The 18,092-nt window shown below is 67.9% G+C and carries 16 protein-coding genes; 11 read left to right on the forward strand and 5 right to left on the reverse strand.

Annotated elements, in window-relative coordinates; all coding sequences use genetic code 11:
• Positions 1-48: 48 nt before the first annotated feature.
• Positions 49-735, reverse strand: coding sequence for a cytochrome b/b6 domain-containing protein (locus tag ACS5PN_RS30135; protein WP_439467716.1), 687 nt, complete (start codon positions 733-735; stop codon positions 49-51).
• Complete coding sequence (locus tag ACS5PN_RS30140; RefSeq protein WP_439467717.1) at positions 710-1,204, reverse strand: rhodanese-like domain-containing protein; 495 nt, start codon at positions 1,202-1,204, stop codon at positions 710-712. The genes ACS5PN_RS30135 and ACS5PN_RS30140 overlap by 26 nt, the downstream gene beginning before the upstream one ends.
• Before the next feature lie 299 nt (positions 1,205-1,503).
• On the opposite strand from ACS5PN_RS30140, the gene ACS5PN_RS30145 reads away from it, so the two are divergent.
• The 10 genes from ACS5PN_RS30145 to ACS5PN_RS30190 all read left to right on the forward strand — a co-directional run bounded on the left by ACS5PN_RS30145 (position 1,504) and on the right by ACS5PN_RS30190 (position 14,592).
• Entirely contained in the window at positions 1,504-4,218 is a 2,715-nt protein-coding gene (locus ACS5PN_RS30145; protein ID WP_439467718.1) for a TonB-dependent receptor, read from the forward strand.
• A 152-nt stretch (positions 4,219-4,370) separates the two neighbouring features.
• Positions 4,371-6,848, forward strand: coding sequence for a DUF1549 and DUF1553 domain-containing protein (locus ACS5PN_RS30150; RefSeq protein WP_439467719.1), 2,478 nt, complete (start codon positions 4,371-4,373; stop codon positions 6,846-6,848).
• A gap of 11 nt (positions 6,849-6,859) precedes the next feature.
• Positions 6,860-8,299, forward strand: a complete 1,440-nt coding sequence (locus ACS5PN_RS30155; RefSeq protein ID WP_439467720.1) for a DUF1501 domain-containing protein — start codon at positions 6,860-6,862, stop codon at positions 8,297-8,299.
• 216 nt (positions 8,300-8,515) lie between these two features.
• Positions 8,516-8,662, forward strand: coding sequence for a hypothetical protein (locus tag ACS5PN_RS30160; RefSeq protein ID WP_439467721.1), 147 nt, complete (start codon positions 8,516-8,518; stop codon positions 8,660-8,662).
• A 268-nt stretch (positions 8,663-8,930) separates the two neighbouring features.
• Positions 8,931-9,311, forward strand: coding sequence for a hypothetical protein (locus ACS5PN_RS30165; protein ID WP_439467722.1), 381 nt, complete (start codon positions 8,931-8,933; stop codon positions 9,309-9,311).
• Positions 9,308-9,694 (forward strand): hypothetical protein, encoded by a 387-nt coding sequence (locus ACS5PN_RS30170; RefSeq protein WP_439467723.1) that lies wholly within the window; start codon positions 9,308-9,310, stop codon positions 9,692-9,694. The genes ACS5PN_RS30165 and ACS5PN_RS30170 overlap by 4 nt, the downstream gene beginning before the upstream one ends.
• Positions 9,691-11,145, forward strand: a complete 1,455-nt coding sequence (locus tag ACS5PN_RS30175; RefSeq protein ID WP_439467724.1) for an SMP-30/gluconolactonase/LRE family protein — start codon at positions 9,691-9,693, stop codon at positions 11,143-11,145. Before ACS5PN_RS30170 ends, ACS5PN_RS30175 begins: the two co-directional genes overlap by 4 nt.
• A gap of 25 nt (positions 11,146-11,170) precedes the next feature.
• A complete protein-coding gene (locus ACS5PN_RS30180; RefSeq protein ID WP_439467725.1) occupies positions 11,171-11,629 on the forward strand; it encodes a c-type cytochrome in 459 nt (152 codons plus the stop codon).
• Positions 11,629-12,306 carry a lectin gene (locus ACS5PN_RS30185; protein ID WP_439467726.1) on the forward strand — a complete coding sequence of 226 codons (678 nt, stop codon included), beginning with the start codon at positions 11,629-11,631 and terminating at the stop codon, positions 12,304-12,306. The genes ACS5PN_RS30180 and ACS5PN_RS30185 overlap by 1 nt, the downstream gene beginning before the upstream one ends.
• A 96-nt stretch (positions 12,307-12,402) precedes the next feature.
• Entirely contained in the window at positions 12,403-14,592 is a 2,190-nt protein-coding gene (locus ACS5PN_RS30190) for an ATP-binding protein (protein ID WP_439467727.1), read from the forward strand.
• Positions 14,593-14,601: 9 nt separating this feature from the next.
• On the opposite strand, the gene ACS5PN_RS30195 is transcribed toward ACS5PN_RS30190, so the two are convergent.
• Both ACS5PN_RS30195 and ACS5PN_RS30200 read right to left on the reverse strand, forming a co-directional pair.
• Entirely contained in the window at positions 14,602-15,279 is a 678-nt protein-coding gene (locus ACS5PN_RS30195; RefSeq protein WP_439467728.1) for a Crp/Fnr family transcriptional regulator, read from the reverse strand.
• 8 nt (positions 15,280-15,287) lie between these two features.
• Positions 15,288-15,995 carry a substrate-binding periplasmic protein gene (locus tag ACS5PN_RS30200; RefSeq protein WP_439467729.1) on the reverse strand — a complete coding sequence of 236 codons (708 nt, stop codon included), beginning with the start codon at positions 15,993-15,995 and terminating at the stop codon, positions 15,288-15,290.
• Positions 15,996-16,205: 210 nt separating this feature from the next.
• On the opposite strand from ACS5PN_RS30200, the gene ACS5PN_RS30205 reads away from it, so the two are divergent.
• On the forward strand, positions 16,206-16,748 hold the full coding sequence (locus tag ACS5PN_RS30205) for a hypothetical protein (RefSeq protein WP_439467730.1): 543 nt from the start codon (positions 16,206-16,208) through the stop codon (positions 16,746-16,748).
• Positions 16,749-16,833: 85 nt separating this feature from the next.
• On the opposite strand, the gene ACS5PN_RS30210 is transcribed toward ACS5PN_RS30205, so the two are convergent.
• Positions 16,834-18,036, reverse strand: coding sequence for an alginate lyase family protein (locus ACS5PN_RS30210; protein WP_439467731.1), 1,203 nt, complete (start codon positions 18,034-18,036; stop codon positions 16,834-16,836).
• Positions 18,037-18,092: the final 56 nt, after the last annotated feature.

Genomic DNA, 18,092 nt, shown 5'->3' on the forward strand with positions numbered 1-18,092 from the left:
ACGCCGACCCTAATGCCACGGCCCGTGCGAGGCCATCCCCTCAATCGCTCAGTGGCCCGACCAGTACAGCAGGCCCCAGGCCAGGCCCGCGACCAATGCGGCCGCCGCGGCCAGAGGCCAGGGCGTCGGACCGGCTGAAGCAGCAGCGACTCCGGCCTGCCTGCCGGTCCACATCGCCCGCAGCAACGGCCGACGCCGGATGAAGACATAGACGGCAATGGCCACCACATGCAGGCCCAGCCAGGCATAGAGCAGCTTGGCTGCCAGCTTGTGCCAACCGGTCAGCTTCAGGCTCAGGTCTTCCTCGATCCATCCCGACCAGGGCCCGGCAAAGCCGATCTCGTCGTTGCCAAACAGGCCCGTCACCACCTGGGTAAAGAGCAGGGCCAGCACGGCAAAGACCGACAGGGCCCCCAGCGGGTTGTGGCCCAGGCCCTGCCAGCGCCCGCGCAGATAGGCCCACACGCGCGCCGGCGTGGGCAGGAACTGCGCGAAGCGGGCGTAGCGCGTACCCCACAGCCCCCAGCCCAGACGGAACACCAGCAGGGCCGCGATGGCCTGGCCGGCGCGGGCATGCCAGCTCATCCAGGCGCCGCCGGCCAGACCGGTCGCTATGGCGCCTGACACCAGGCCCACCAGGGCCCAGTGGAAGACGCGCAGCGGCAGGTCCCAGACGGCAACGTCGTCGGCCTGATGCTCCCGGCTGGGCTCAGGGCTGGCGAGCGGCTGCGACATCGGTGCTCCCGGCCGCCGCTTGCGCGCGTGGCGGCGGCGGCTGGATGTGGGCGACGGCCTTGCCGCCTTCGTGCTCGTAGTCCTCGCTGCCGGTGGCGCCGACGACCTTGTAGCCCTTGGCGGCCAGCAGGTCGCCCGCGACGCCGGCGCGCACGGCGTGGTTGGACACGGTCAGGATGGCGCGGTCCCTGGGCAGATAGGCGAGGTGCTTTTCCAGGTCCTTGTACTGGATGTTGAAGAAGACCGGGAAGCTGCCGTACTTGATCAGCTCGTCGGGGCGGCGCAGGTCCAGCACCAGCAGCTTGTCGGGCTGGGCCAGCAGCGCATCGACCTCGGGGGCCTTCAGGCGCGGCGTCTTGTTCTTCCATTCGGCGGCCGCGGCCGGTGCCGAGGCCGCGGCGGTTTGCGCCTGGGCCACGGCGCTCAGGCCGAGCAGCGCGACCAAGGCCAGGGTGTGCAGTGTTTTCATGATGGGGGGCGAGAAGGAGTGGCTGAGCTCACCCACAGCGCAGCTTCCGTGCCAGCCCAGGGGCCGTGAAAAACACGCCGCAAGCCTCAGAACTGCGCTGTGACGCGCAGCGCCTGCTGTAGCGCTGTTGAGTTCGCAACAGCGTCCGCGGCGACGGCATCCGCGAGCCGGGCGGCAAGGCCGTCAAAACGGCCCCAAACAGCCCTTGCCAACACGAAGCGCAGTTGCTTAGACGCCCTGCGCATTGGGCACGCTCCCTGCAATGAAGTGAATCGCAACCTGTTCGATCACTCCATTCCATGACCACAAAACACCGCCTCCGTCCGCTGACCGCCCTGATCACCACACTGAGCGCCACCCTCGCCAGCAGCGCCTTCTCGCAGGAAGCCGCAGCCCCCGCTGAACCCGCAGCCGAGGCCCAGGCCCTCGGCGCCGTCACCGTGCGCAGCCGCAACCGCATCGAGAAGCTGCAGGACGTGCCCCTGTCCATCTCCGTCATCCAGGGCGCCGAACTGGACCGACTGGGTGCCGTGGGCATCGACGACATCACCAAGCGCGCCGCCAACGTCAGCTGGAACCTCGGCAACCAGCGCACCAGCTCCATCTCCATCCGCGGCATCGGCAAGATCGGCCAGACTGAGGCCCAGGACCCGAGCGTGGGCATCATCGTGGACGGCGTCTCCTACGCCTACAACGCGCTGACCTCGAGCTTCGACTTCGTCGACATCGACACCATCGAGGTCACGCGCGGCCCGCAGGGCACGCTGCTGGGCAAGAACGCCAGCGTCGGCAACATCATCTTCACGACCAAGCGCCCCAGCTTCACGCCGACGGCCGACTTCACGCTGGGCTTTCGCCAGCGCGACGGCCTGTTCGCCACGGCTGCCATCGGCGGCCCCATCGTCGACGGCCTTGTCGCCTGGCGCGGCACCTTCTCCGCCAACCGCGGCGCCGGAGACATCAAGGACCCCTACAACCGCGACATCAGCTACACCAACACCGACCGCATCTCGGGCCGCGTGCAGTTCCTCGTTACCCCGTCCACCGACTTCAAGGCTCGCTTCGCCTTCGACCTGCAGCCGCGCGCCGGCGAAACCACCAACGGCCGCAGCTTCCCCGTCATCAGCCCGCCGACGACCTATTCCAACGGTGCACCCATCACCTCGCTGACGAATGAGCAGCGCCTGGGTCGCCGCTGGTTCAAGGACAACACCGGCTACTCGTTGAGCGACTACCAGAACACGCTGACGACCGACTCGGTGCGGGGCCTTGTCACCGGCAGCTCGGGCGCCACCGCCGACCTGAACTGGCAGGTCGCCGGCCACACGCTGACCTCCATCACCGCCTACAAGCGCTACCACTTCAACGCCGTCAATGACGATCCGACACCCTTCGACGTCTACCGCAATGCGGGGGGCTTCTGGAACGACTACTGGCAAGCCACGCAGGAGGTGCGTCTGACTTCGGCGCCCGGGGGCTTCGTTGACTATCAGACGGGCCTGTACTTCATCAAGGTCAACAACCAGGTCGACTACCGCCGCTGGTGGGGCAACGACGCCGGCGCCTGGTTCGCCACCAACGCGCAATACGGCCGCCTGGACGCCGACGGCGCCGGCCGCGACCTGCTGCGCAACAGCCTGGCCAATGTGAAGGCCTCCTACAACAGTCCGACCGGCGTTCAGGACATCCGCAACAAGAGCACCGCAATCTTTGCCCAGGCCAACTGGCACTTCAGCGATGCGCTGACGCTGACCACTGGCGCCCGCTTCACCCACGAGGACCGCCGCAACGCGGGCACCAGCCGCATCACCAGTGACGGCAGTGCGCCGGAGCTCGATCCGTCCATCGTCAACGGCGTGCTGCTGGGCGGCTTTGACAGCTATCTCAATACCGGTGCCGCCAAGTGGGTCAAGGACGGCCTGGTCGTTCCCGCAGGCACGGCCGGCGCCGTGCAGGTGGCCGCCGGCACGGCCAACGCGCCCACCGTCGCGCTGACCACGGACACCACCGACGCCGCCCGCTCGGCAAGCGCCCTGGCCGCCGCCGACAAGGCCGCCGCCAAATACTTTGGCGTGGCCAGCTGGAATGCGCTCAGCGCCGCCCAGAAGCGCCAGCTCGCCGATGCCCAGGCCATCCGCCGCGCCAACGTCGGCGTGCTGTTCCCGACGACGACGGCCGAGCCCTACAAGGCGACTCAGCCGGCCTGGGTGCTGAGCCCGAGCTACAAGTTCAGCCGCGACCTGACCGGCTATGCCTCCCTGCAGCATGGCGAGAAGGCCGGCATCGCCCAGTTCGTTAATGGCGTCTCCACGCCTGTCAAGCCTGAGAAAACCGACAGCTTCGAGCTGGGCTTCAAGTCGGCCCTGCTGAACAAGACGCTGATCCTGAACGCCGATGTCTTCCTGACCCGCATCAAGGACTACCAGCAGAGCGTGCGCATCGTCGACAACTACACGACGACGCAGACCAATGACGGCACGCGCTACTACACCAGCGCCACCGGCAACGCGCCCAAGGTCGAGGTCAAGGGCCTGGAGGTCGACGGCGTCTACGGCGGCATCCGCGACCTGACGGTGCGCTTCTCGGCGGCCTACAACGACGCCAAGTACAAGTCCTTCCCCAACGCCGCCCAACGCGTCGAGGACGGTTACCCGGGCTCTTCGCCCTACACCGACGTCAGCGGCCAGCCGCTGGCGGGCGCGGCCAAGTACACCGGCAATGTCGGCGTCGACTACCGCCAGGCCGTCTGGGGCGACAAGGAAATCAACTACACGGCCAATGTGGCCTTCTCCTCGTCCTACTACTCGGACGTGAACCTGTCCGCCTACTCGGTCGTGCCCAAGAGCACGACGGTGGACGCCGGCATCGGCTTCGGCACGCGCAACAAGAGCTTCAACGTCAGCCTGATCGTCAAGAACCTGTTCAACGACGACACGGTGCGCAACATCAGCAGCACCAGCTACACGCCGGCCATCCCGCGCAGCGTGGGCGTCCAGTTCATGGCCCGGCTGTAAGCGCTGTTGATCCGCCAACAGCGCTTCAACAGCGCTGTTGGTGCCACCGCAAACCTGACCCGCTTTCGGCTCGATTCGCGCCGTTTTTGCTGGCGCGCTTATTGCGCTGACCCTTTCAGTTCCGTCTTTGTCATTCCTCCCGGGAGACCTACGTGCCCAAGTTCCGGATCGCCCCTCTTGCCCTCGCCGCCCTGCTGGCCGGCGTCACCACCCTCAGCCCCGCCGAGGACTACGCGCCGCCCGGTGGCTTCGTCAAAGGCAGCGAGCGCCCCTGGTCGTACACACCGCTGAACACCCAGGTCGCCACGCCCACCCCCAAGGCCAAGGCCTGGGTGCGCCAGCCACTGGACGCCTTCGTGCTGGCCAAGCTCGAGGCGCAGGGCATCACGCCTTCGCCCGAGGCCGACCGCCACGCCTACATCCGCCGCGCGACGCTGGACAGCTGGGGCATCCTGCCGACGCCCGAGGAGGTCAATGCCTTCGTCAACGACAAGTCGCCCAAGGCCCACGAGAAGCTCGTCGAGCGCCTGCTGGCCTCGCCGCGCTACGGCGAGCGCCAGGCGCGCCGCTGGCTGGACCTGAGCCGCTATGCCGACAGTGACGGCTACAACACCGACGGCACCCGGCCCAATATCTGGCGCTACCGCGACTACGTCGTCAACGCCTTCAACGCCGACAAGCCCTTCGACCGCTTCGTCAAGGAGCAGATCGCCGGCGACGAACTCTGGCCCGAGCGCACCGAGGCCCTGATTGCCACCGGCTTCCTGCGCAACCTGCCCGATGAGATCAATGCCCGCGACCTGAACCTGAAGAAGCAGGAGGTCGCCAACGACCTGACCGACACGGTCTCGGCTGTCTTCCTCGGCACGACGTTGGGCTGCGCCCAGTGCCACGACCACAAGACCGAGAAGATCACGCAGAAGGAGTACTACGAGTTCCAGGCCTTCTTCGCCAACACCAGCTGGAAGGACGACGTCTCGCCGCTGACGGGCAAGGCCAAGGCCGACTACGACGCCCAGCTGGCCAAGTGGCAGGACGCAACCAAGGACATCCGCGAACAGCGCGACGCCCTGCTCAAGCCCATCATCGACAAGCTGGAGACCGACCGCCTGTCGGGCTTCGTGCCGGCCACGCGCGACTCCATCACCAAGCCGGCGTCCGAGCGAAACGCCTACGACCGCTGGATCTACCACCGCAACCTGTGGACCCTGTCCGGCCGCACCCGCAACGCCGAGAACCAGCTCAAGACCAAGGACAAGGAGGCCTACGCCAAGTACGAGGTGCTGACGGCGCAGCTGAAGAAGTTCGACAACCTGAAGCCCAGGGACCCGGGCAATGTCTCCACCATCGCCGAGCTGGGCAGCGACGCGCCGCCCACCAAGGTGCTGTTCAAGGGCATCTACGACCGGCCGCTGCAGGAAGTGCAGCCCGGCCTGCCGGCGCTGCTGACCGACAACACGACGCTGAAGATCGAGCCGACGGCCACGTCCTCGGGCCGCCGCACGGCCCTGGCCAATTGGCTGGTCAGCCCCGACAACGGCCTGACCGCCCGCGTCTTCGTGAATCGCCAGTGGGCCCAGTTCTTCGGCCGCGGCATCGTCGAGACCAGCGCCGACTTCGGCAAGACGGGCACCAAGCCCACCCACCCCGAGCTGCTCGACAAGCTGGCGGCCGACTTCGTCAAGCAGGGCTGGAGCGTGAAGACGCTGCACCGCGAGATCCTGCTGTCCAGCACCTACCGCCAGGCCAGCCAGGCGCGTGACGTGAAGCAGGACCCCGACAACAAGCTGCTGTGGGCCTTCCCGCGCCAGCGCCTGGAGGCCGAGCAGCTGCGCGACTCCCTGCTGGCCGCCTCCGGCCTGCTGGAGGAGAAGCGCGGCGGCCCGTCGGTCTATCCGCCCATCCCTGCCAACTTCGACATCGGCGGCCAGCGCAACCGCTGGCAGACGTCCGAGGACCCGCGCGACCACAACCGCCGCAGCCTCTATGTCTTCGTGCTCCGTAACTCCCCCTATCCGCTGCTGGAGACCTTCGACTGGGCCAATCCGCAGTCGCCCCACTTCAAGCGTGACGTGACGACGACGGCACCGCAAGCCCTGGCCCTGGTCAACAGCGACCTGGTGCTGGGCTGGAGCCAGGCCCTGGCCGGCCGCGTCATCCAGGAGGCCGGCGGTAACGAGGCCGCCCAGATCGACCGCGTCTACGAGATCCTGTTCTCGCGCAAGCCGTCGGCCAAGGAGAAGGACAAGCTCGTCGCCTTCCTGAACGCCCAGGAAGCCCTGCAGACGGCCCAGGCCGGCGAGGTCAAGAAGCCGCATCTGCCCGACGGCTGGGGCGTGGACCCCAAGATCGCCAAGCAGATCGACGGCTTCTACAAGGCCGCCTACCAGCGCCAGCCCGACCGGTATGAGCGCACCGCCTTCCTGAGCTATCTGGACCAGCAGGCCGCCAAGCGCAAGAAGGCCGACGGCGGCGACGAGTCGGCGGATGACGGCGGCGGCACGACCGCCGTGGCTGCCGCGACGACGGCCAGCCCCGTCAAGGGCGCGGCCAGCAAGGCCCGCGCCGCCGCCTTTGTCGACCTGGTCCACACCCTGGTCAACACCAACGAATTCACTTACCGTTTTTGAGGACTGACGCCATGAGCCACTCCCACGACCATTCCCGCCGCCACTTCCTCGGCACCGCTGCCGGCGCCGCCACCGCAGGCGCCTTCGGTTTCGGCAGCTTCGGCGGCCTCTCCTCCGCCTTCGCCAGCGAACTCTTCGACCCGACGACGCCGCGTCAGCCGCACCACCCGGCCAAGGCCAAGTCCGTCATTTGGCTGCACATGGCCGGCGCGCCCAGCACCCTGGACCTGTTCGACTACAAGCCCGAGCTGATCAAGCTGGCCGGCACGCCCCTGCCCGACAGCTTCGGCAAGGACCTGAAGACGGCCACCGACGGCGGTGTCGGCAACCTCTACGCCAGCAAGCGCACCTGGAAGCAGCATGGCGAGAGTGGCGCCTGGGTCTCCGACCTGTTGCCCAACATCGCCAAGCAGGCCGATGACATCGCCTTCCTGAAGGGCAGCAAGACCGAGGGCAGCACCCACGTCATCGCGTCTCTGAAGCTGCACACCGCCGGCCTGGTGCCGGGCCGCCCGGCCCTGGGCTCCTGGGTGCAGTACGGCCTGGGTTCGGCCAACCCCGACCTGCCGGCCTTCGTCGTGCTGCCCACCGGCGTGGGTGCGGCCGGTGGTGGCCGCGGCGCGGTCATCTGGAGCAGCGGCTTCCTGCCCGCGGCCCTGCAGGGCACGCCCTTCCGCAAGGGCGACTCGCCCATCCTGCACCTGGCCCGCCCCGACGGCATCACCGAGAAGGAGCAGCGCGCCCAGCTCGATCTGCTGCGCGCGCTGAACGGCGAGCACGCCGAGCGCTACCCCGGCGACACCGAGCTGATCGCCCGCGCCAAGAGCTATGACCTGGCCTATCGCATGCAGTCGTCGGCCCCCGAGGCCGTGGACCTGAGCAAGGAGACGGCCGCGACCCGCGCCGCCTATGGCATCGGCACCAAGGAGACCGACGAGTACGGCACGGCCCTGCTGCGCGCCCGCCGACTGGTGGAACGGGGCGTGCGCTTCATCCACGTCATCTCCGGCGCGCCGGACAACAGCGTGGATTCGTGGGACGCGCACAACAACCTGGAGAAGAACCACGCCGTCATGTGCAAGCAGGTGGACCAGCCGGTGGGTGCGCTGCTGGCGGACCTGAAGGCGCGCGGCCTGCTGGAGACGACGCTGGTGGTCTGGGCCTCGGAGTTCGGTCGCACGCCGTATGGGCAGTCGGGCAACGGACGGGATCACAACCCCTGGGGCTACACGCAGTGGGTCGCGGGCGGGGGTATCAAGCCGGGGACGTACGGCGGCACGGATGAGATCGGACTGCGCGCAGCGACCGGGGTGGTGGACACCTATGACCTGCAGGCGACGTTGTTGCATCAGCTGGGGCTGAATCACAAGAAGCTGGTGTTTGCGCATCAGGGTCGTGCTGAGAAGGCGACGACGGTGTTCGGGGATGTGATCAAGGAGATCCTGGCCTGACGTGAGCGTCGTTGTTGCGGGGCGGCGCGTCTCATCGCTGCATTGCCGGGAGTCCGTCCCGGCGGCCGGGTAACTTTCTTCTACGGGGCCAGAAGAAAGTCACCAAAGAAGAGGCCCTGAACCGCACACCAGCACCACAACGCCATCAGCGGCGCGCGAAAACGGCCAACGGCGTTGTGGGAAGAAGCGACCCGCTTCGCTCTCGCTGCTGTCCCTATGAAGAGCACCACGCATCGCAACAGCGGGCCGCTGAACGCGCGGCTGCACGCCGGGCTCACGAGAAATGCAAAACAGCGTCGCTCGGGCGACGCGACGAGTGCCACCACCCTCGCCGTCGCCCCAGCGACGCTGCATTCCTGGTGAGCCCGGCGTGCAGCCGGCGTTAACGGTGGTGAAGCGGCGAACAGTGGTAGTCGTCATAGGGACAGCAGCGAGAGCGCAGCGGGTCGCGTGTAGGCATGGCCCAGCTCCAAGCATCGCGAGCGCATGCCACCGCTCGAGTGCGGATTGCATTCAGCGCTCCTCTTTTGGTGACTTTTCTCTGGCGCGTCAGAGAAAAGTTACCCGCCCTGCCGGGGCGGATTCCCGGCTCACTGCATCGGGTCGAAAGGCTCTCCGCAAAAGCAATCGAATGAACCTCTCGCGATATCTCACCGTCCTCCCCGTGCTCATCGCCACCACCGTCTTCGCCGCTCAGAGCGATCTCACGGCCGATGAGATGCGCACGGCCGAGGACACGCTGCGCGACCTGGACTCCAACATTAGCCTGCAGAACCGCAAGGCCCTGGACGAGGCGCGTGAGCTGGCGCGCTTTTTCCAGCAGGTCGGTGCCCACTACACGGCCCAGTCCGATGCCGCCCGCGGCGTCGATTTCGCACGCAAGTCCCAAGCCCACGCCGAAGCCATCGCCACTGCCGTCGAGGCCGGCGACTACGACACCGCCCAGGACCGGCTGAGCGACCTGACCCGCAGCTGCAAGACCTGCCACGAGGTCTACAAGACCAAGAAATGAAAAAGCACGCACGCCTCCTCATCTCGATCGCCCTGTTGGCAGCGCCGCTCTGCCACGCCGCATCCAAGCTGGATCTCGGCATCTGGATGCGCGCCATCGACCACAAGTCGGTCAACGTGCAGAAGGCCCTCGCAGCCGGCCGCCACGACGAGGCCGCGGCAGACGCCCAGGCCCTGCAGAAGCTCTATGCCGACATGACAGCCTTCTTCGAGAAGGACTACCCGGCCGCCGACGCCGTCGGCTTCTCGCGCGAAGGCGAGCGCCAGGCCTCGGCCATCACGACGGCCCTGGCCGCCGGTGACGTGACGAGTGCCAAGGGCGCCGCGCGCGCCATCGCCCTCGCCTGCAACGACTGCCACGACCCCTACAAGCCCCTGCCATGAAGAAGACCCTCATCGCTCTGTCTATGCTGGCTCTCGCAGCCGGCGCCCATGCCGCCCTCAAGCCTGGCGACATCGCGCCCGACTTCCGCGCCACGGCAGCCTTCGCGGGCAAGACCGTCGACGTGCAATTGAAGGACGCCCTGGCCAAGGGGCCGGTCGTCGTCTACTTCTACCCGGCCGCCTACACCGGCGGCTGCAATCTGCAGGCCCATGCCTTCGCCGAGAACCTGGCCCGCTTCACGGCGGCCGGAGCGACCGTCATCGGTGTGTCGGGCGACGGCATCGAAAGGCTGCGCGAGTTCTCGGCTGACCCCGAAACCTGCGCCGGCAAGCTCGCGGTCGCCTCCGACGCCGACGGTCGGGTCGCGCGCGCCTTCGACATCGCCACCGCCGCGACACCGGCCGGCCGCAAGACCACCAAGGGCCAGGACATCACCCACGCCCGCGCCGAGCGCACCAGCTTCGTCGTCGGCCGCGATGGCCGCGTCGTCGCCACCGTCGGTGGCCTGGCGCCCGAGGCCAATGTCGATGCGGCCCTCGCCGCCGTGCAGTCTCTCGCCCCTGCGCCGGCCCGCACCGGTGCCATTCCCGGCGTCGTGGCCGACGGCACACCCATCGTCGTGCTCGGCGACGGCTTCAAGGGCACCGAAGGCCCGCTGGCCCTGCCCGACGGCAGCTTCGTCTTCACCGAGACCCAGGACGCCCGCATCACCCGCATCGCCGCCGACGGTCATCTCAGCACCCATCTGCGCGACACCAACGGCGCCAACGGCCTGGGCCTGAACGCGGCCGGCGAGATCGTCGCCGTGCAGGTCAATGATACCCGCGTCGGCACCCTGGGCGCAGCCGCCAAGACCTTGGCCAGCGGCTGGGCCGGCAAGCCCTTCGGCCGGCCCAACGACCTCGTCGTCGCCCGCGACGGCAGCATCTACTTCACCGACTCGGGCCGCAATGCCAACCAGGCCGCACCGGCTGCTGGAGAAACCGCGCCGCCTGCCGTCTACCGCGTGAAGCCCGGCCTGCTGGAACGCCTCGCCGCCGACATCACGCGGCCCAACGGCATCCAGTTGAGCCCCGACGAAAAGACCCTGTACGTAGCCGACACCGCCGGCGAGCATGTGCTGGCCTATGCGCTGCAGGCCGACGGCAGCCTGGGCACCAAGCGCCCCTTCGCCAAGCTGGCCGGCTACCGCCAGGCCCAGAACGGCAGCTTCAGCAGCGGTGCCGACGGTCTCGCCGTCGACGCGCAGGGGCGCCTCTATGTCGCGACCAACGCCGGCATCGAAGTCTTCGACGCCGCAGGCCAGCCCCTGGGCGTCATCGCGCTCCCGAAGCAGCCGCAAAACCTCGCCTTTGCCGGCACGGAGAAGAAGCAGCTCTTCGTCGTCGGCCGCGGCGCGGCCTACCGCATCGACACGCTGGCCCAGGGCTACACCGGCCGCGCCAAGTAATCCCTCCCCCGCCCCCACCCATCTCATGAAAACCACCCTCATCGCCCTGACCACCCTGCTGCTGGCCGCATCCGCCCAGGCCCAGCAGGCCCCCAAGCCCGAACAGCTGATCAAGTGGCGTCAGTCGGCCTACCAGGTCATTGGCTGGAACACCGGCCGCGTCAAGGCCAACGTGGACGGCACGTACAACAAGGACGACGTCATCCGCGCGGCCAACACGATTGCCGCCGTCGCCAATGGCGGCCTGCCCACCCTCTTCGCCGCCGGAACCGACAGCGGCAAGGGCTGGCACGACACCTCGGTCAAGGCCACCTTGTTCAGCGACGCCGCCGGCGCCGCCGCCGCCCAGGCCGCCTTCGGCAAGGAAGCCAACGAGCTGGCCCGCGTCGCCCAGGGCGGCGATGTGGCCGCCGTCAAGGCCCAGCTCGCCGCCCTGCAGAAGACCTGCAAGGCCTGCCATGACGACTACAGGAACAGCAACTGATGAAAGCCGCCCTCTTTTCCGCATGCCTGCTGGCGGCTCTCGGCGCCCGGGCCCAGACCGCGCCCGCCGCAGCCGCCAGCGCCCCGCCCCCTCCTCCCTTCAGCTTCTTCGTCACCAGCACGGGCGGCGGCAATGGCGCCAACTACGGCGGCCTGGAAGGCGCCGATGCCCACTGCCAGAAACTGGCCGACGCGGCCGGCACGCCCTTCAAGACCTGGCGCGCGTACCTGAGCACCCAGGGCGCCGGCGCCGTCAATGCGCGCGACCGCATCGGCAAGGGCCCGTGGACCAATGTGCGCGGCCAGGTCGTGGCCCGCGACGTGGCGCATCTGCATGGCGACACGCTGGAGCAGGCCCAGCTCGGCAGCAACCTGACGCGCAACACCGCCCTGACCGAAAAGGGCGAACGCCCCAAGGCTGCCGGCGACACGCCCAACGAGCACGACATCCTGACCGGCTCGACCCAGGACGGCCGCGCCTACCCGGACGGTGCCGACAAGACCTGCCGCAACTACAGCTCGGGGGCCGAGGACGGCTCCGTGCAGCTCGGCCACTTCGACCGCACCGGGGGCGGCAACGCGTCCTGGAACTCGGCCCATGCCAGCCGCGGCTGCAGCCAGCCCAAGCTGGTCAGCACGGGCGGCGCGGGCCTGCTGTATTGCTTCGCAGCGAACTGAGCCGCGCGGTCCACGGGCCGGCCTTGCCCGCCTCAAGGACGGCGGCGCTGCCCCACCCTAGAATTTGGCCAACAAGTTCAGGGTGCACAAGGCGAAATGCGAATCCGGACCCGTCTGCTGGTCGTCGTGTTCGGGGTCTGGCTCGCCGCAGCGGCAGGCTTCGGGCTGCTGACATGGAATCTGCACAACCAGAAGGCGGCTGCTGACCTGCAGCAGGTCAAGGATTTCGCCGACGGGATCAACACCCTGGTCGAGCGTGAACTGGACAAACGGGTCGTGCTGGCGCGTGCCTTGGCCTCGTCGCGGGCGGTGCGCGACGGCGACCTTGCGCGCTTTCACGAAGAGGCGGCCGTCGCCACGCGCGCTTCCGACAGCTGGGCCCTGCTGGTGGAGCCGGCTTCGCTGCGGGCCAACACCCTGGCGCCCTTCGATCCGACGCCCATCCCGCGCACCCGGCCCCGCCCGCTTGCGCAGACCGGGCCTGCCATCGTGTTCGTGCCCAAAGGCCCCGTGTCCATGAAGCCGGTGGTCACCGTGACGGTACCGGTGCCGGGCATGGAGCCTCAGCGCTACAACGTCGGCGTCGCCTTCGAGCCTTCCAGCATCCAGAAGCTGCTGAAGGCCGAGAACACGCCGGCATCAACCTTGACATCCGTCGTCGACGACGAGCAGGTCATCATGGCGCGTTCGCGCGACCCGGAACGCTGGGTCGGCGAGTCGGCGTCCACCACCTTCAAGAAGCGCATGCTCGAAGGCGGCTTCGGCTTCGCCGAATCGACCACGCTGGACGGCATGCCGTCGCTCACCTATCTGACACGCCCGAACGCCTATGGCTGGTCGGTGGTGGTGGCCATCCCGCGGGCGCAGATGGCCGCCGCGGCGTGGGCGGCGTCGGCCAAGGCCATGGGCGCGTCCGGCGTGCTGCTGCTGATGCTGCTCGCGAGTGCCCTGTATGGCGCGCGCGCCATCAGCGCCGCCGTGGAACGCCTGAGCGCTGCCGCCGTCAACCTCGGCAACAATGAAGTGCCGGAACGCCTGCAATCGGGTGTGAAGGAGTTCGACGACGTCGCCGCGGCCCTGCATGCCGCTGGAGTGAAGGCCCATGAGTCCACCGCCCTGCTGGAGCGCCGGGTCGACGAGGCGGTGCGCGCCGAGGCCGAGGCCCAGGCCAAGCTGCTGCAGGGCCAGAAGCTGGAGCTCGTCGGCCGCCTGACCGCCGGCGTGGCCCATGACTTCAACAACCTGCTGCAGACCATCACCACGGCGCACCAGGTGCTGAACCTGCGTGTGACCGGCGAGCGGGAGCAGAAGATGCTCAGCGCCGCCGCGCGCGCCACATCCAAGGCGGCCGACCTGGTCAAGCAGATGATGATGCTGGGGCGCGCCCAGGCGCTCGAACCCACGCTGGTCCATGTTGCGGACGCGGTGCTGAAAGGGCATGACCTGACCAGCAAGGCCGTCGGCGCCGGCGTCGCGCTGACGGCGGCCATCGCCCCCGGCCTGCCGCCCGTCTTCGTCGACGCGGCGCAGTTCGACATGGCCTTGCTCAACCTGGTGTTCAACGCTCGTGACGCCATGCCTGCCGGCGGACGCATCCACGTGTCGGCACGCCTGGCGCAGCCCGATGAGGTGGCCGACTTGCGCGCCGGCGACTACCTGTGCCTGGAGGTCGCGGACGACGGCACCGGCATGAGCCGCGAGACGATGGCGCGGGCGCTGGAGCCCTTCTTCACGACCAAGCCCGTCGGCTCCGGGACGGGGCTGGGCCTGGCCCAGGTGCACGCCTTTGCGCTGCAGTCGGGCGGCAACATCAAGCTGAGCAGCGAGCCGGGCCAGGGCACACGCGTGACCCTGTTGCTGCCGGTGGCCGCCCAGGCGACGCACGCGCCAGCCGACCGCTCGCCGCTGGCGCCGCCGGCCTTGTCGCATCCGGAGCTCAAGGTGCTGATGGTGGAAGACGATGCGCTGGTCGCATCCGTCGTGGCATCGGCGCTGCGCGGCGCAGGTCACGACGTCCAGGTCTGCCACAGCGCCGACCAGGCCGTCGAGGCGCTGCTCACCGACAAGCCCTTCGACGTGCTGTTCTCCGACGTCGTCATGCCGGGCTCCATGAATGGCGTGGAGCTGGTCGGCTGGGCCAGGACGCATCGCCCCGACCTCGCGGCCATTGTGGCGACCGGCTATGCAGACAATGTGGATGCGCTGAGCGTGCCGGTGATCCGCAAGCCCTATGACGTCGATACCCTGCAGCGCGCCCTGGCCGAAGCCGCGGCGCAGCGCGCCTGAAGGCCACGGTTAGCGCCTTCGCAAGCCTTCCACGTCGATGACGAGAATGCCCTGGCGGCGGGCCTCGATCAGCCCGTCGGCATCCAATTGTTTCAGCGCCGCATTCGCCCGTTGCCGCGACACCCCGGCCAGCAGGCCGATCTCGCTCTGGCTGAAGGGCAGCAGGTTGGCGCGGCCGGGATAGAGATAGGGATCGAAGAGGCTGGCCAGCGTGTGCGCAACCCGGGCGTCGATGCTCGGCAGGCGGCCGATGGCCAGCAGCTCCATGAAGTGGCCGAGCCGGGCGTTCAGCAGCCGCGCGACGAACTGGTTGAAGGCCAGGCTGCTGTCCAGCAGCCACTGGAAGATGTGCAGCGGGATGAGGGCCACGCGCGCCTCGCGCTGCACCACGGCGTCGTAGCGCCAATGCCCCTGCTTCATCAGCGTGCCCTCACCGAACCAGGTGCCGGAACAAGCCGCCGTCAGCGCCGTCTCCTCGCCTTTCTCGCTGACGACCTTTTGCACCACCAGGCCGTCCATGATGCCGACCCAGTAGCTCGCCTCGCCGCCGGTGCTGACCACCGATTCGCCAGGGAAATACGTCCTTTCGATGGCCGCGGACAGCACCAGCTCGAGATCGCCCGTGGCCAGGGTCCGGCCCCAGGGCGAGGTGCGGATGAAGGTGTAGAGGTCCTTGGAGGCTTGCATCTCGAGGCTCAAGGCAGGGAGCTCAGCGCCTCGCCGCGGGACAGATAGGCGCTGAATATCTTCAGCAGCGTGCCGTCGGACCGCATGGCGGAAATCGCCTCCTGGATGCGGCGGGCATCGTCCTCACGCACCCTGGCCCGCGACAGCGCGAAGCCTGCGGCGTAGTTGTCGCCCGGGAAGGCGTCGATGACGGTGATGCGGCCTTGCAGCTTGCTGTCCGTCAGGATGCGCTTCCAAACCACGGGCTCGGACAAGAAGGCCGCGTCACGCCCCAGTGCAACGAGGCGGGCCGCCTGTCGGGCATCGGCGTATTCGTCGACCCGCCCCTGCTGGTGCAGCATGGCGATCCAGGGATCCCACTGCGGGCCATGCTTGAAGCCCTTGACAACCGCCAGGCGCAACTCGGGGCGCTCGGCGAATGCGTCCAGCGTCGCCACCCGGTCAGGCAGATCGGACCGGACGAGCAGCCGGTTGCGCCCGGTCATGTAGATCACGAAACGTGCAAACCCCTTGCGCTCGTCCATCTCGATGGCCGAGACCGTCATGTCCAGGCTGCCATGGGCCAGATCGGTCCAGGTGCGGACCCTGGAGTCCACGAAGGTCTCGAACCTGCAGCCGGTCCGGCGCGCGACTTCCGCGACGATGTCGACGTCGATGCCCGCTGCCTCCGGCCCTGCACGTCGGTAGGCCAGCGAACCATATTCGTACAAGGCCACGCGGTAAGGGCCGCACACGGCTGGCTGTGCCAAGGCCGGCGCACTGCATGCGCCCCAACACAACGCCGCCACCCACATCCCAAACTTGCCCATGCGCCTTTATTACCCAACGAGTCTCGGCCGAGTATCGGTGGGCTGCGTGTGAGGCTCGCGTGAAGACCGCTTCGCGGCGGCCGACAATGAACGACGCTCATCGCCCCAAGGAAAGCCATGCGCCTGATGCTGGCCACGACGCTCTCGCTGCTCAGCCTTGCGCAGAGCACTCCCGCCTGCAGCATTTCACGGGATTGGCGCCCGCCCACGGTGGAGGCGGCGTTGAACCAGGCAGAGGTCGTCATTCATGCCAAGGTCACCGCAGTGAAGCAGGAAGGTGGAGTGTCCTTGGCCACAGTTTCAGTTGAGCAGGTATTGAAGGGCAAATACTCGGGCCATCTGGTGGAAACAGGTGGCGGAGGAGCCTGCGGGATCGGGACATTCACGGTGGGGCGAAGCTATGTGTTTTTCTTCGAGCAGCGCGGGACTTGGTACGTGACCGGGTTGCTGCAGCCTCGTTCGACCAACGGGGGTGAATCGCGTCTGCTGGATGCCAACGAAGTGATTCCAGCCTTCAACGCCTTGTCCAAGCGCGACCGCTGGACACCGGGTGTCTGGGTGCCAGAGGCGCAGTGGGACTTGCCGCCTTACAAAACCTCGCTGTCCACGGTGAGGCTGCTCAATGAGCGCGAACGGCAGTACCGGAGCCAGCAGCGATAACGACCAGGCATTGCCTTGGGCCGATGCGAGGCCGTGGGCACGCCGGCCGTCATCGTTGGGCTCCGGATAAGAGGCGAAGGATTGCTCAGTAGTCGTCTCGCCCGTGTGTGGCCGTCGTCCAGCCAACGAACTGGTTCGACCCACCGTCAGGACGGCGCTGCTTGGCCAGTTGCTGGAAGTTCGGGATCGCCACGCCGCGGTTCATATAGCCGTTGACGGCGATGTCCATATAGCCAGCTTCCATGTAGGCGCCCTGGCAATTGCGCACGCCGCTGCCGTTCAGCAGGGACTTGGCCATGTACTCCAGCCCCTTGGCCAGGCGCGGCGTCGTCTCGCCCGAGGCCTTCCACAGCCAGATCGAGGTGTCGCCCGTCTGGATGACGGACATCTCCGCGGCCTGGGACAGGCCGATCAGGTTGTACTGCGGGTGGGTGCAGTCCCGGTCCTTCAGCTCGTTGACTTCACCGCTGGAGAAAACCGACAGCGGGATCATCTCGGTGATGCGCTGGGCGCCGGCGGCGTAGCGCGAGGCGTTGTCCTGGTAGACGCCGGCGGCCATCATGGCCAGGCCCGCGGAGACCGCCCAGTTGTTGACGCGGGTCTTGGCCTTCTCGGCCTCGTTGTACTGGCGGTCGACAAAGCCGTTGAAGGTGTTGATGTCGGCCTGCGACCAGGCTGCCTGGCCGTTGTTGTAGCGGCGGATGACTTCGGCCGCGCTGACCCAGACCGGCAGCATCCAGGCCGCCTCCAACTGCACCTGGGCTGCGTTGGTGCCCGAGGCCACCGAGTAGGTGCGGAAGGTGCGCGCCCAGTCGTTGAGGATGGCGACCGCCTTGTCGCGGTGGCGAGCGTCGCCCGTCTTCACCCAACGCAGCGCGTTCAGATAGGCCGCCTGCGCATCGTCCTTGTAGCGCTTCTCCTGGGGCCCGATGGCGCTGCCGACCACCTCCACGTTGGACAGGGCTTGATGGGAATAGCTGTAGCTGCTGCGCGCGTCGTTGAGGATGGACTCGTAGCCCGTCTTCATCACGCTGGCATTGGGCGAATTCCAGGCCGCCTTCATGCTGTCCAGGCGGGCCTGCGTCATGAAGAGTCCGGGGTGCTTGAAGGTCGTCGGCGTGGCGGCCAGCGCGCGGCTCATGCTGCCGCCGTCGGACTCGGCGGCGGCGACGCTGGCTGCGGGGCCGTCAGTGCCGCCTCCGCCGCAGGCCGCGAGCGCCAGCAAGGCGACGGCAGAAGCGAGTTGCTGGGTTCTGGATTGAACGACTCGGAATGAAAGATGGCTCAAGGTTGTCTCCTTAGTGGTGGCCTCTTGTTTCGCCGGCCAAAGCGAGTCCCGGGCGC

It is taken from the genome of Roseateles sp. NT4, from assembly GCF_051857475.1.
Classification (GTDB): domain Bacteria; phylum Pseudomonadota; class Gammaproteobacteria; order Burkholderiales; family Burkholderiaceae_C; genus Pelomonas.